At 39.6% G+C, this 14,032-nt stretch carries 13 protein-coding genes; 10 read left to right on the forward strand and 3 right to left on the reverse strand.

Going from position 1 to position 14,032, the window contains the following annotated elements:
• Positions 1-21: 21 nt before the first annotated feature.
• The 7 genes from ACYVIL_RS18910 to ACYVIL_RS18940 are packed head-to-tail and all read left to right on the forward strand — an operon-like array spanning position 22 to position 9,309.
• Entirely contained in the window at positions 22-1,194 is a 1,173-nt protein-coding gene (locus ACYVIL_RS18910; protein WP_460314159.1) for an acyl-CoA dehydrogenase family protein, read from the forward strand.
• A gap of 2 nt (positions 1,195-1,196) precedes the next feature.
• Positions 1,197-1,871, forward strand: a complete 675-nt coding sequence (locus ACYVIL_RS18915; RefSeq protein ID WP_460314161.1) for a glutathione S-transferase family protein — start codon at positions 1,197-1,199, stop codon at positions 1,869-1,871.
• Positions 1,868-3,025 carry an acyl-CoA dehydrogenase family protein gene (locus ACYVIL_RS18920; RefSeq protein ID WP_460314163.1) on the forward strand — a complete coding sequence of 386 codons (1,158 nt, stop codon included), beginning with the start codon at positions 1,868-1,870 and terminating at the stop codon, positions 3,023-3,025. The genes ACYVIL_RS18915 and ACYVIL_RS18920 overlap by 4 nt, the downstream gene beginning before the upstream one ends.
• Positions 3,026-3,027: 2 nt before the next feature.
• Positions 3,028-4,641, forward strand: coding sequence for an acyl-CoA carboxylase subunit beta (locus tag ACYVIL_RS18925; RefSeq protein WP_460314165.1), 1,614 nt, complete (start codon positions 3,028-3,030; stop codon positions 4,639-4,641).
• 21 nt (positions 4,642-4,662) lie between these two features.
• Entirely contained in the window at positions 4,663-5,457 is a 795-nt protein-coding gene (locus ACYVIL_RS18930) for an enoyl-CoA hydratase/isomerase family protein (protein WP_460314167.1), read from the forward strand.
• A 30-nt stretch (positions 5,458-5,487) separates the two neighbouring features.
• A complete protein-coding gene (locus ACYVIL_RS18935; RefSeq protein WP_460314169.1) occupies positions 5,488-7,497 on the forward strand; it encodes an acetyl/propionyl/methylcrotonyl-CoA carboxylase subunit alpha in 2,010 nt (669 codons plus the stop codon).
• Between the two features lie 12 nt (positions 7,498-7,509).
• Entirely contained in the window at positions 7,510-9,309 is a 1,800-nt protein-coding gene (locus tag ACYVIL_RS18940; protein WP_191867385.1) for an acyclic terpene utilization AtuA family protein, read from the forward strand.
• A gap of 72 nt (positions 9,310-9,381) precedes the next feature.
• Here ACYVIL_RS18940 and ACYVIL_RS18945 read toward each other — a convergent pair whose 3' ends face one another.
• The gene (locus tag ACYVIL_RS18945; protein ID WP_191867384.1) at positions 9,382-10,683 is read right to left on the reverse strand and encodes a tyrosine-type recombinase/integrase; all 1,302 of its coding nucleotides are present in this window, start codon (positions 10,681-10,683) and stop codon (positions 9,382-9,384) included.
• 109 nt (positions 10,684-10,792) lie between these two features.
• Here ACYVIL_RS18945 and ACYVIL_RS18950 point away from each other — a divergent pair, with 109 nt between their 5' ends.
• The 3 genes from ACYVIL_RS18950 (at position 10,793) to ACYVIL_RS18960 (ending at position 12,547) form a co-directional block, all read left to right on the forward strand.
• Entirely contained in the window at positions 10,793-11,104 is a 312-nt protein-coding gene (locus ACYVIL_RS18950) for an XRE family transcriptional regulator (RefSeq protein WP_460314171.1), read from the forward strand.
• A gap of 98 nt (positions 11,105-11,202) precedes the next feature.
• Positions 11,203-11,694, forward strand: coding sequence for a hypothetical protein (locus ACYVIL_RS18955; RefSeq protein ID WP_460314173.1), 492 nt, complete (start codon positions 11,203-11,205; stop codon positions 11,692-11,694).
• A gap of 106 nt (positions 11,695-11,800) precedes the next feature.
• Positions 11,801-12,547, forward strand: coding sequence for a metallophosphoesterase (locus ACYVIL_RS18960; RefSeq protein WP_191867381.1), 747 nt, complete (start codon positions 11,801-11,803; stop codon positions 12,545-12,547).
• A 103-nt stretch (positions 12,548-12,650) separates the two neighbouring features.
• On the opposite strand, the gene ACYVIL_RS18965 is transcribed toward ACYVIL_RS18960, so the two are convergent.
• Together ACYVIL_RS18965 and ACYVIL_RS18970 are read right to left on the reverse strand one after the other, a co-directional pair.
• Positions 12,651-13,112, reverse strand: coding sequence for a 5' nucleotidase, NT5C type (locus ACYVIL_RS18965; protein WP_191867380.1), 462 nt, complete (start codon positions 13,110-13,112; stop codon positions 12,651-12,653).
• A gap of 2 nt (positions 13,113-13,114) precedes the next feature.
• Entirely contained in the window at positions 13,115-13,810 is a 696-nt protein-coding gene (locus ACYVIL_RS18970; protein ID WP_191867379.1) for an NUDIX hydrolase, read from the reverse strand.
• Between the last annotated feature and the right edge of the window lie 222 nt (positions 13,811-14,032).

Genomic DNA, 14,032 nt, shown 5'->3' on the forward strand with positions numbered 1-14,032 from the left:
TTAATTAATCAGGAGTGAGCAATGTCTTTAGACTTCGATAGTGCACGTTTAACCAACCCCTTTTTAACGCCTTCTCATGAAGAATGGCGAATGCAGCTGAGGCGTTTTATTGATAAAGAAATTATGCCATATGCAGAAGAATGGGATGAAGGCGGGAAAATACCTGATTCACTTTGGCCAAAGGCTGCTGAGGTAGGTATCTTCGCAGTTGGTTATCCAGAAGCTTATGGCGGCTTATCTGAGGGATTAGATATTTGGTATGGCCACATTGTTCAAGAAGAGCTGGCTCGCATTGGGGCTGGCGGAGTTACTGCTGCGCTGTCTGTTCACGGCATTTCTTTACCCAGCGTATTAAAATTTGCGAATGAAGATATTAGGCAAGAAGTTGGGCCTGCTGTGTTAAGTGGCGAGAAAAGAATTTCACTTGCGGTTACTGAGCCTGGTGCGGGTTCAGATGTAGCCCAGCTAACCACTACTGCTAAAAGTGATGGTGACTATTATATTGTAAATGGCTCTAAAACGTATATTACAGGTGGTATGTATTCAAGTTGGTTCTCTACCGCAGTACGTACGGGAGAAAAAGGCGCTAGGGGTGTATCCGTTTTACTTATACCTGCTGATTTAGCGGGCGTTACAAGAACAGCATTAGATAAAAAACAAGGATGGTGGGCATCAGACACCGCGACTATTTATTTTGACAATGTACGAGTACCTAAAGCAAACCTTTTAGGCGAAGTAAACCAAGGTTTCAAAGTCATTATGAATAACTTCAATCTAGAGCGATTAGGTTTAGTTGTGAATATGGAAGCCTATTCCAGAGTCTGTTTGGCTGAAGCAGTTGAATGGGCGCAACAAAGGAAAACCTTTGGTAAAACACTAAGTGAACATCAGGTTATACGTCATAAAATTGCAGATATGAAACAACGTATTAACGCAACACAAGCCTATTTGCAAACATGTACTTACCAATTAGAACAAGGCAAGCCTAACGCGGGTGATATTGCAATGTTAAAAGTACAAGCGAGTCAAACTATGGAGTTTTGTGCTCGCGAAGCAATGCAAATATTAGGTGGTATTGGCTACATTCGCGGCTCTAAAGTTGAGCGTCTTTATCGTGAAGTTCGCGTTAACGCTATTGGTGGTGGCTCTGAAGAAATCATGCGTGATTTAGCATGTAGACAGTATGAGGTTTGAGCATGACACCTGATAATAAAACAAAAATAAAATTATGGCATTGCCATAATGCCCGTTCACTAAGACCGCTATGGGCATTGGAGGAAATGGGGTTCGATTACGAACTTATTGAATTACCTTTCCCCCCCCGTGTATTTAAAAAAGATTTTCTAACCATTAACTCATTAGGCACAATTCCTTACTTTGTTGATAACCAAACGCATATGACTGAATCTTCAGCAATCGGTCTATATTTGGTTGAGCGTTACCAACGTTATGATTTTGGTTTAGAAGCCTCACATCCTGAATATGGTGATTACCTTAATTGGCAATTTCATAGTGATGCCACACTGACATTCCCGCAAACAATTGCTTTACGTTATGGTGTTTTTGAAAAACCAGAGCGACGAGCAATACAAGTTGCAGACGATTACCGTAAATGGTTTATCGCACGTTTAAATCGACTAAGTAATCATTTGATTGACCGTGAGTTTTTATGTGCAAATAAATTTACTGTTGCCGACATTGCAGTTGCCTACGCGCTCTATTTAGGAGAGTTATTAGGTTTTGATAGTGAATATAAACCTCAAGTTGTAGCTTATCTACAACGAATGAAAGCAAGACCCGTGTTTCAAAAGGTTGTCGTTATTGGCGAAGAAAATAGTAACTTTAAAGGCTTTAAAAGGGGTGAGTCATGATTTTCACACAAGAGCACGACAGTATAAGAAAAACGGTATCCCAGTTTATTGATAAAGAAATAAACCCATATTGTGATCAATGGGAAAAAGATGGCATTTTTCCTGCGCATGACTTATTCAAAAAAATGGGGAATCTAGGGTTGCTAGGTATTAATAAGCCTATAGAGTTTGGTGGTTTAGACCTTGATTACAGTTATCAAATTGTTTTTACTGAAGAGCTAGGTCGAATTCGTTCTGGCGGTGTGTCTATGGCGATTGGCGTGCAAACAGACATGGCTACCCCAGCATTAGCAAAATATGGTAGTGATTTTTTACGTGAAAAATATCTTAGTAAAGCTCTTTCTGGTGATGCCGTTTTTTCTATTGCAGTAAGTGAACCTCATGCTGGCTCCGATGTTGCGGCAATCAAAACTAAAGCTGTGAAAGACGGTGATGATTACATCATTAATGGCTCTAAAATGTGGATCACCAATTCAACGCAAGCTGATTACTTGTGTGTATTACTTAATACAGAAGGCGAAAACCCACATAAGAACAAATCTATCGTTATCGTTCCCACGAATTTACCAGGGGTATCTTTTTCTGAAAAGCTAGATAAGTTGGGAATGCGCTCTTCTGATACTGCACAAGTGTTTTTTGACAATGTACGCGTTCCTCAAGCAAACCTTGTGGGTGAAGAAGGTATGGGCTTTATTTATCAAATGGAGCAATTTCAAGAAGAACGCTTATATAGTGCAGCAGCCAACCTAAAATGTTTAGAATTTTGCATTGGAGACACTATTGAATATGTGAAAGAACGCCACGTTTTTGGTAAGCCTATTTTACATAATCAGGTAGTCTATTTTAGATTAGCTGAACTGCAAACAGAAATTTCAGCCCTAAGAGCATTAACCTATGATGCCGTTGAAAGTTATGTTAATGGCGATGATGTCACCATGAAAGCCTCTATGGCCAAATTAAAAGCCGGACGTTTGGCTAGAGAAGTCACCGACTCATGTTTGCAGTATTGGGGAGGAATGGGCTTTATGTGGGATAACCCAGTTTCTCGTGCATATCGAGATACTCGTTTAATGTCAATTGGGGGTGGAGCAGATGAAGTGATGTTATCAATCATAGCCAAAGGTATGGGGATATTCCCTTCGAGGAAGGTATAGAAATGTCAATTATTGAAACACAATTAGAAACTCAATCTGAACAATTCAAATATAATTGGCAGGTAATGTACGATTCTGTACTTGAGTTCAAAGAAATAGAATTGAGTGTTATTGAAGCAGCTAAAGCTAAAGCACCGCGCTACGTTAAACGTGGATTATTACCTCCACGTGAGCGATTAACCGCGCTACTTGATTTAGCCACACCTTTCCTTGAATTATCAACGCTATGCGGTTACATGCAAGAGGGTGATAAAGATGGTTCAGCGGCAGGTGGTGGCTGTATAGCAGGCATTGGTTATATTTCAGGCGTACGTTGTATGATCATGATTGATGATTATTTAACAAAGGGTGGCAGTGTCACCCAGTTAGGTAGTGCAAAACGTCAACGTATGTTGGCTATTGCATTAGAAAACAAATTGCCTATTGTAACGTTAGCTCAAAGTGGCGGGGGGAACTTAAAACAATTGGGTGATTGGTTTGCTTTCTCTGGTTCTGCCTTTGCTATTCAAGCTAAATTATCTGCCGCTGGTGTACCACAAATAACCGTTGTTCATGGTAGTGCTACTGCTGGCGGGGCTTACCAGCCGGGTTTATCAGATTACGTCATCATGATCCGAAAACAATCTACAGTCTACCTTGCAGGGCCGCCATTATTAAAAGCGGCTACAGGTGAAATTGCTACTGATGAAGAAATTGGTGGTGCTCAAATGCACAGTGAAATTGCGGGAACAGCAGACTATTTAGCCGAAAATGATGCCGATGGCATAAGAATAGCTAGGGAAGTGGTAGATAAGTTAGGCTGGTCTAACAAAGTATCAGCAATAAAAGCCCCTAGTTTTAAAGAGCCAAACTATGATAAAGATGAAATTCTAGGCATTGTACCAACTGAAAGCAAAACACCTTATGATGTGCGTGAAATTATTGCTCGCATTTGTGATGGTTCTGACTTTGTTGATTTTAAAAAAGATTATGACATTGGGACTATATGCGGACATATTGATATTCAAGGCTATTCTTGTGGTGTTATTGGTAATAACGGCCCTATTACCGCAAATGGAGCTGCAAAAGCAGGCCAGTTTATTCAATTATGCGAACAATCTGGTGTGCCTTTATTGTTTTTACATAATACCACGGGCTTCTTGGTTGGCACAGAATCAGAGCAAGCTGGCATAATTAAACACGGCGCTAAGCTTATTCAAGCTGTCACTAACGCGACTGTTCCCAAAATTAGCATTGTTGTTGGCGGCTCTTATGGTGCCGGTAATTATGCGATGTGTGGACGGGGGATCTCTCCACGTTTCATGTTTGCTTGGCCGCGCTCTGTTGTGTCTGTAATGGGACCGGCTCAGGCTGGAAGTGTTATGCGAACAATAGCCGAAGCTAAAATGTCTCGTTCAGGACAAGTGGACAATGCGCAGCTAGATCTTCTAGAAACAGATGTAGTGACTGCAATGGAAGAAAAATCACACGCGCTAGCTAATACCGCACGTTTATGGGATGACGGCATTATTGACCCTAGGGATACACGCTCTATTGTTGGGTTTGTTCTGAGTCTTTGCCGGGAAGCCCAAGAACGTTCTATTAATGCAACCAGTTTTGGTATTGCTCGATTCTAATAAAATAAGAAGTGAAAAATTATGAAGTTGCCCGATTGCCAAGAATTAATCACTAAAGTAAGCGAAGGTGTTCTATATATCACCTTGAATAGACCACATAAAAAAAATGCGATGAACCTTGCCTTAGTAAATGAATTAATTTCCGTTGTTGATTGCGTCAAAGATGAACGCTCTATTCGGGTTATTGTTATCAGAGGAGCTGAAAATAATTTTTGCTCTGGTGGTGATATTTCAGGAATGAACTTTGATGGGGCATCAGAAATTCATGATCCTATGTGGCTCTTTAATCGAAGCTTTGGAAAAATGATAACCCTTGTCAATAGTGCCCCTCAAGTGGTTGTTACTGTATTAGAAGGCGTTGTACTAGGTGGAGGGATTGGCTTGGCGTGTATTTCTGATGTAGCTATTGCTGATATTAATACTAAATTTGCAATGCCTGAAACTCGTCTCGGTATCGTTCCAGCGCAAATAGCGCCTTTTGTCGTATCTAGAATAGGTTTAATGCAAACAAGGCGATTAACATTACTAGGTGAGTCTATATATGGTGAAGAAGCTAAAGCTTTAGGCTTTGTTCACTATGTTACTCAAAATCAAGATGAACTCGAAACTCAATTGAAAAATGTTATCGTTAAAATCATGCTTTGTGCACCAGAAGCTAATGCATTAACTAAAAAATTAATTTTACAAGTTGGTTTAGTCGAACATGAGCAACTACTAGATGAAGCTGCAAGTTATTTCTGCAACTCACTAAAGGGGGAAGGCAAAGAAGGCACAGCTGCGTTCTTACAAAAACGTCCTGCTAGCTGGGTAAATTAATTCCACCTTATAACAATGAGCTGAAAAATAATGAACAAATTTAATAAAATTTTAATTGCCAATCGTGGTGAAATTGCCGTCAGGGTGATTCGTACTGCTCGTCAGTTAGGCTATAGAACTGTTGCTGTTTACAGCGATGCCGACATCGATGCGTTATTTGTACATGAGGCTGATCAAGCCGTACATATAGGGGCTTCAAATGTGGCGGAATCTTATTTATCACACGAGAAAATCATTAACGCAGCAAAATTAACGGGTGCTCAAGCAATACATCCGGGTTATGGCTTTTTATCTGAAAATGCTGATTTTTCTAAAGCTTGTGCAAGCGCTGGAATTACGTTTATTGGTCCTGATGCTAGTGCTATAGAACTTATGGGAAGTAAGCGTCTATCTAAAATTGCAATGATTGAAGCCGGTGTGCCTTGCATAAAAGGTTACCAAGGGGCCGATCAAACAATTGATGTTTTAGTTGAAAAAGCAAAAGAGATAGGTTTTCCGCTTATGGTCAAAGCATCTGCTGGCGGTGGTGGCCGAGGCATGCGTTTAGTCTTAAAAGAACAAGATTTAATAGAAAACATTAAAACGGCAAGATCTGAAGCGCAAACTGCTTTCGGTAGTAGTGAATTGATTTTAGAACAAGCGATTATAGAGCCTAGACATATTGAAATTCAGGTTTTTGCGGATAACTTTGGTAATGTTGTTTATTTAGGTGAGCGAGATTGCTCGATTCAACGACGCCACCAAAAGGTGGTTGAAGAGGCTCCATCTCCATTTGTTAGCGAAGATCTTCGTCAGGAAATGGGACAGGCTGCTGTGGATGCAGCCAAATCATGTGAATACAAAGGGGCGGGTACGGTTGAGTTTTTAGTGGATAAAAATAATAATTTTTATTTCTTAGAAATGAATACTCGCTTGCAAGTAGAGCACCCCGTTACTGAACTCATTACAGGCGTAGACCTCGTCCACTGGCAATTTCTAGTTGCTGCTGGAGAGGAGCTACCTTTATCTCAAGAGCAAATCAAACTATCAGGGCATGCTGTTGAAGTTCGTTTATATGCTGAAGATCCGCGAAATGATTTTATGCCTCAAACCGGTACAGTTGTAGATTGGTATACCCCCGCAAATGAAAACAGAGAAGGTGTGCGCGTTGATCAAGGTATCCAAAAAGGACAGGTAGTTAGTCAGTTTTATGATCCCATGTTGGCTAAAATTATCTCTTTTGGAGAAAACCGCGATATAGCGATAAGACGTTTAAAGTCAGCTGTTCAAGATACAACTTTACTTGGGGTCAATAACAACAAACTGTTTTTGAAAAATATATTAAGTAACGCTATTTTTGCTCAAGGCGAAGCAACAACAGCTTTTATTGAACAACACTTTACTGATGACTTTAGCATGGCTCAAGATAAGCCTAGTGAAAAAACCTTAGCAAGAGCTGCAGTGTTATTTTATAAACAGCATTTATTAGTAAATCAATCGCCTAATAAACTCGACTGGGCTAGTTCAGCAGTATTAAATTATGCGCTAAAGTTATCGTTTAATGGTGATATTTATAACCTACATTTGGCAACTGAGCAATTTGATAGTGGTAAATTTCAAGTCAGCGTAAATGAAGAAATAATTGCAATAATCGATGTAGACTCTCAACTCAACCTTACGCAAGGCATATGTGTCTTTCTTGAACAGAATATTCGAAACAAGTATCACTATGCGTTCGATGGACAACGATTATATTTGGATGATGGTTTAGGACATTTTATTTTTGATAATGTCTCTAATAAGCCAGCTGATGTAGAGCATAGTGAAGGTGGCGGACAAATTAGGGCACCAATGGATGGCGCTATTGTTGATATTTTAGCTGAAGTAGGTCAAGTAATAACTAAAGGACAAACCTTAGGCATCTTAGAGGCGATGAAAATGGAACATCAATTGAAATCAGTGGTTGATGGTGTTGTTGAGGCGATAAATGTTGAAAAGGGTCAGCAAGTCAAATCAAAACAAATATTATTAAACATAACCGTAGAACAACATGCTGATTAACAAGAGATTATTATGACAAATAAACAAGTTAGAATAGGTTGTGCTTCAGCATTCTATGGTGATAGTCAATTATCTGCACGCCAATTAGTTGATTCAGGTGATATTCAATATTTGGTTTTTGATTATTTAGCGGAAGTGACTATGGCTATTTTATCTCAAGCAAAAGCTAAAAATGAAAACCTTGGTTATGCCGTTGATTTTGTTACTGTCGCCATGAAAGATGTTTTAGCGGATTGCGCTGAAAAAGGTATTAAAGTAATTGCCAATGCGGGTGGTGTTAATGTACCTAGTTGTATTTTAGCATTACAGAGTCTTTGTAAAGAATTAGATCTTTCATTAAATATTGCAGGGGTTTATGGCGATGACTTATCAAGTGAAATATCTGAGTTACCCATTGAAAAACTAACAGAAAACCAGAGTGGCGAACCCTTACCGGAAAAATTATCAAGCATAAATGCATATTTAGGTGCTCAACCTATTGTGGATGCACTTAATGCGGGTGCTGATGTTGTTGTAACGGGTAGAGTTGTTGATAGTGCTGTTATGTTGGCGCCACTTATTCATGAGTTTAACTGGAAAGCCACCGATTATGATAAATTGTCACAAGGTGCATTAGTTGGGCATGTACTTGAATGTGGTGCTCAATGTACTGGGGGGAACTTCACAGATTGGCATTTAGTGCCTGATTTTTCTAATATGAGTTACCCTATTGCCGATGTTAGTTCAAATGGCGACTTTATAGTATCCATTCCCCCCGATACAGGAGGGATGGTGTCGGTGGCAACAGTAGCAGAACAAATTGTTTATGAAATAGGCGATCCTGCTAACTATTTATTACCTGATGTTGCTTGTGATTGGAGCAATGTTCAACTTAATCAAATTGGTAAAAATCAGGTAAAAGTGCAGGGAGCAAAAGGGCGTTCTCCCGGCAGTAAATATAAAGTATGTGCTACCTATATAGACGGTTACCGTTTAATGGGTACATTTTATATGGCTGGTTTAAGAGCAGTTGATAAAGCAAGAGCAAACTTGAATGCTTGGGTAAAACGAACAGAGAATTATTTTGTCGAGAATAATTTAGGAAAGTATGAGCAAGTGAGTATCGAAATTGTTGGAGCAGAAGATACTTACGGACCGCATAAACAAGATGTTTCACCACGTGAAGTAATGGCTAAATATGGTTTGCATCATCAAAACCGTAAGGCTTTAACATTCGCCTCAGCTGAACTTGCCTATTTAGCAACATCAGCCTCACCTGGTATGACCGCTTTTGGCATATCAAGAGTTAAGCCTTTGCCGTTAATGCGTGTTCATTCTACTTTAATAGATAAATCACAAATACCTGTTACGGTGCAATTAAATGAAAATGTAATAATAAATAAAACGTACTTAAGTGAACCTGACTCAACGAGTAAAAAGCCAGCATTATTTAAATTCTCAGCAGAAGAGTTAGAATTGTCAACTCCCCAGGCGAATTGGCAAGAAGTTATATTGGAGAAGCTTGCTTATGCTCGTAGTGGTGATAAAGGAGATAACGCTAATATTGGTGTTATTGCCAGAAAGCCAGAATACATGGCTGTTTTATCTCAACAACTTACCGCTGAGGTTATTGCTAGCTATTTTGCTCATACAATTAAAGGTAATGTAACTCGCTATGAAATTCCCGGCATTAATGGGCTTAATTTCTTTATAACACAAGCACTTGGTGGTGGTGGTACAGCCTCTGTTAAATTAGATTCTCAAGCAAAAACATTTGCACAAATGTTGTTGTCCATAAAAATTAAAGTTCCCAATAGGTTTAAATCTGGGTAATAAATCCAAAGGAATAAACTTGAGTCATGGATATTCGTTTTTACACAGCCTGAGGCAATTTTTGTCGGTTCGTTAGAGCTTTCTTGACACGCCTTTTTTAATACGATCCCTGTGTGCCGGTGCTACATAGACCTCAACCGTAGTTTTGACACTCGCATGGCCAAGCTCTTCGGCTAGCATGGTTTCGCTGATTTCACCTAATGCCTGCGTGGCGCCAGTATGTCTTAACCAATGGGAAGAGGAGCCAGCAATGGCGTGAGCCTGTTCCTTTTTTTCTTTCTTAACCAACGACTTGATCACCAAATTAAATGCTTCTTCTACCATATTATTGAGGCTATCTTGATGAAGCGGTTGACCGGTTTTTTGTGACGGCATAATGGGTGTGTTTTCGTCAATATGGGGCAGGGGAGACAGGCCTAACGACTCTCTATAGCGAATAAGGACATTATCAATAAACTCGTCAGGCACCGTTACCAGGCGTTCTTTTTTGCCCTTGCCAATAATGTTTAAAACCCAGCCTTCACCACTGGAGTCCTGTCTGAAATGCCCAAATATGGGCGTATAATAATCACGATGCGACAGTTCTGAAATCCTCAAGAATAGAACTTTTAACGTAAGAACAAGAAATCGATGCATCTCATAAGCCGGGTTTTCATCGGCTGCCAACGTCAGCGTATCCACAAACAGCTGCCAGGTTTCATCGTCTAATGTATGCGGTGGCTTATAGATATTGCCTTTCACCATGTATTTGCAGCTTTTCTTCACCAAACTAATGGGATTTCGCGCAATGTGCTCTGATCCCCATAGCTCCTTTAAAAACACATTCAAGGAGGCATAAGAATTTTGCAATGAGGTTTGATTAAGACTGTAGCGGCTTTTAGGCTTGTCTAAAGAAGAGCGCTCTGGTGAAATGAACTCATTAGTTTTACGGTTTGCTTTGGACTGTCGAAGGACGAATGGTCGCCAGGTTTTATTCACTGTGCGTATATCAGAACCCGCCTTAGCTTTAAAGCGACTGGCAATCGTGGTATCCGAAATCAGCGCTTTGGGCGGTGACCAAATCCAATCAATGTAATCCCGGATGTCTTCGGTATCTAGCTCGAGAATTGACTTATGCTTTTCGTTCCAACAAAACAACACAAAGCGTTCAGCTTCATTTCGAAAGCGCATTTGTGTGCCTTTTGAATTACCCACCACGCTAACCAGAAAGTGAAGCAACAAGGCCAGGTCTTTGCGCGCAGCAATGCCGTCCCTTGCCATTTTGTTTAGGTAGTCATCCAAAGAGGGGTAAACATGCGCAAACTCGGGAGAGTCCAACAATGCTCGTTGCTGAGGCAATAGCTTGAAAGTGTCTGTGATGGGATGATATTTCATAGAGGGTAGCGTACACAGACAAGTACATCTCGTCAATTCGTAATAATGTTTATTATTACGAATTGAATAATCAGTTTTTTTATGTGAAAAGGTGGCCTAGTAATGCAGCGTGCTCAAAAATAATTGTGTAAACTTTATGCTGACCAATGTGCCGTCAATTATTTACACTATGAAATTAGAATACAATAATATTTTTGAAGTTACTGCCGGAAACATCGAGGATGCCGCTAATGACAAATTGCGTTCTGACCTGATGGTCGAACTTCATAAACAAATTGATTTTAGTGGAATACCAATCAAGCGCGTGGCTCACAAGTTAGGCGTAACCTTTTCCACTGCAAGAAGCCTTACCAGAGGAGAAATTGAAACTTTTAGCGTGAGTGAGTTAACTACTTTTATTGAGCGGTTGTGCAAACCTTAATTCAATAAAAAACGCGCAATTATTAGTACGTACTCAATGAGCTCTCACCAAAAGAACTCAATTAATTATACTAAAAGTACAAATTCAGCAGGTAAATTTTGAAAACTTATCAAGTAGTTGAAGTGAAAGAATGCAACCTAATTACGTGTGACAAATGTGGTGTTGCTGCCGATAAAGAAAAACAACCATCTGAGTTTCACGAATATCTTAGCATTACTAGAAACTGTGGCTATAGCAGTGGCCAGGATGATGGGAAAGTGTTCGAAGTAGACCTCTGCCAGCGTTGTTCGAAGGAACTTCTTGGCGCTTTCTGGCATGAAAAAATGATTACTGCAAAGCCAACGTGGGACACCTATATAAACGAAAGTGAATCGACACAAGCAGAACGTGCTGACTTTTGTTTTGAACTAGATAAGATCCGCGACTCGGAACTACCGATAGGTAGTCACGTTCATCCAGGATTAGTTTACGCATCTAAACGTGGCCGGCATTTCATGGAATTAAGTCAAGAGTCTGTCGAATTTTTAGGCGTTAATACAGGCGATATAATTAAGATCAATGTTGGTGATGCCATAGTCACACTATCGTAAACTGCATTGTTTAGCTCTTGAGTGGGTGATTATCGGCGTACCGTATCTATATGCTTTTAATTTCAATCTCAAGCTATGTAACTAATTTATTTTCGAAGGCTTAATATTGAAGATTCAATTGCTCAGTGATTTACATTTAGAATTTGGTAAATATCAATACGAAGAAACAGAGTGTGATGTTGTTGTTCTGGCTGGAGATATTCACACAAAAAATCGCGGGCTAGAATGGGCGCTCGACACCATCAAAATGAAGCCAACCCTTTATGTTTTAGGTAATCATGAATTCTACGGAGAAACATACCCTAAACTAATCAATAAATTAAAAGAGCAAAGCTTAGGAACAAATATTCATGTATTGGAAAATGATGTTTTCAAAATTGCTGATGTGAATTTTTTTGGTTGTACCTTATGGACTGACTTTGAGCTTTTTGGCAATCCACGGTTATCTGGCTATCAGTGTCAACAGAATATGAACGACTATAAGAAGATAAAGCGGTTGCCGGGTTATTCCAAAATACGCTCTATTGATACAGCCCTTATCAACAAAAAGTCGCAAATATGGATGACGGAGCAACTTGAGCAACACCGGTCCCAAAAAAACGTCGTTATAACACATCATGGCCCATCTGTTTTGTCTGCTCCAGAGCACTATAGAAATGATGTACTTACGTCGGCATACGTATCCAACTTTGAAGGTTTAATTAATAGTTATGAACCATGTTTATGGTTGCATGGCCATCTTCATAATACTTCTGATTATTCGGTGAATGGTTGTAGAGTCATTTGCAACCCCAAAGGTTACCCGGGTGGATTAAATCCTGATTTTAATTCAACATTGATTATCGAAATCTGAAATTTTTTTTGAATAAAAATTCATAGGATTATTGATTTCGATAACGTCCCCCAAAAGCGTAAAGTTAGCAACTCAGGTTCAACTTTAACGGTGGCATTTTTCACTACTTTACCAATTCAAGAAGTCCTTTCATTACCATTTTCCAATTCTGATATTCTGGGTTTCCAAACTGAAAAATCATGCCTTCAAACCCTTCTTGTCCCTTTCCAAATGCATTGTCATCAATCAAGACGTCTCCCTTAAATAAGGATTTATCAGAGCTAATTATCAGTCTCTTTGTGAATTCCAAGCCAAAATACGTTTCAATCCACACCCTTTTTTCAGTGTAACAAAGAGGGTTTACATATGATGGTGCTGTCAAAATGTAAGGTGAAAACCGTTTATCTTTAATAAGGGCTTTTACACTTTCTATCGCACCCTCAATGGGTTGTAATGAAGCAAAGAAGCCATATTGACTTTGCGGAAAAGTGATTCCAGGATTGGCTGCCAATTTGGTACTATGTGCGCTCTTGTAGTCGCACAGAACGTCGTCCATATCGATATAAACTACTAATGGTTTTTGCATATTCATATACTGAAATTACGTTCAAAATGAGCCATGCTGACGTCCTTTTTGGTTTTATATAACTGCGCTGATCGGCCTCCGGAATTAACTTTTTCATCCACAAACTCGAACATACCTGATGAGTCAATCCGCCTCATAAGGCTTTTACGTTGTATTTCTTTCTCTATGATGGTTTCAATTACATCTTTTAGCTGACCTACGGTAAATTGCTCTGGGCAACAATACACAGGCACCATGGAATACAGGGCTTTTTGCTGTAAACGTTTATGCGCAATGTCTATGATGTATTTGTGGTCAAACGCAACAGCTAAGGACTTAAGCCCAAACAAACTTATCCATTTTGCTTGCTCCACGGTATCAATACTTGGTTGGACAGGTTGGTGAGCCACAAGGGCATAATAGGCCGAGGTAACACTAAAGCCTCTGGGGTCACGATTAATGCCAGAGAAAACCTGTAGCTGCTCGAGATAACGAGGTGACAAACCTGTTTTCTCAGTTAGTTTTCTTCGCGCAGTCATGTCTGTGTTGTCGTCTTTGTCTACATCAACAAAACCACCTGGCAAACCCCATCGTTCAGCAAAGGGCTCATTAGCCCGTTTGACCATTAGTACTTTAAGTTCACTTTCAACAACAGTAAATAATACACTGTCCACTGTGAAAAGCGGATTCTTAAATTGATTAATATCGTATTCCAACATTGAAGAACCTGTTTTATGTCATTGTGACACTATATATTTACTATTTAGACCTTTCAACTGCATTGTTACTATTTTATAAGGAAATAATTTCCATTATTGGGGTTCTAGGGATTTTCCCCTCTAAAGTAACATAAATCGCCATACTCACCATATTTAAAGGCATACAAAGGTGGGTTACTTCTCCAAAGTATGGCAAATTATGAGGTTAACAACCCCTTAAAC

This window comes from Aliiglaciecola aliphaticivorans, from assembly GCF_054782055.1.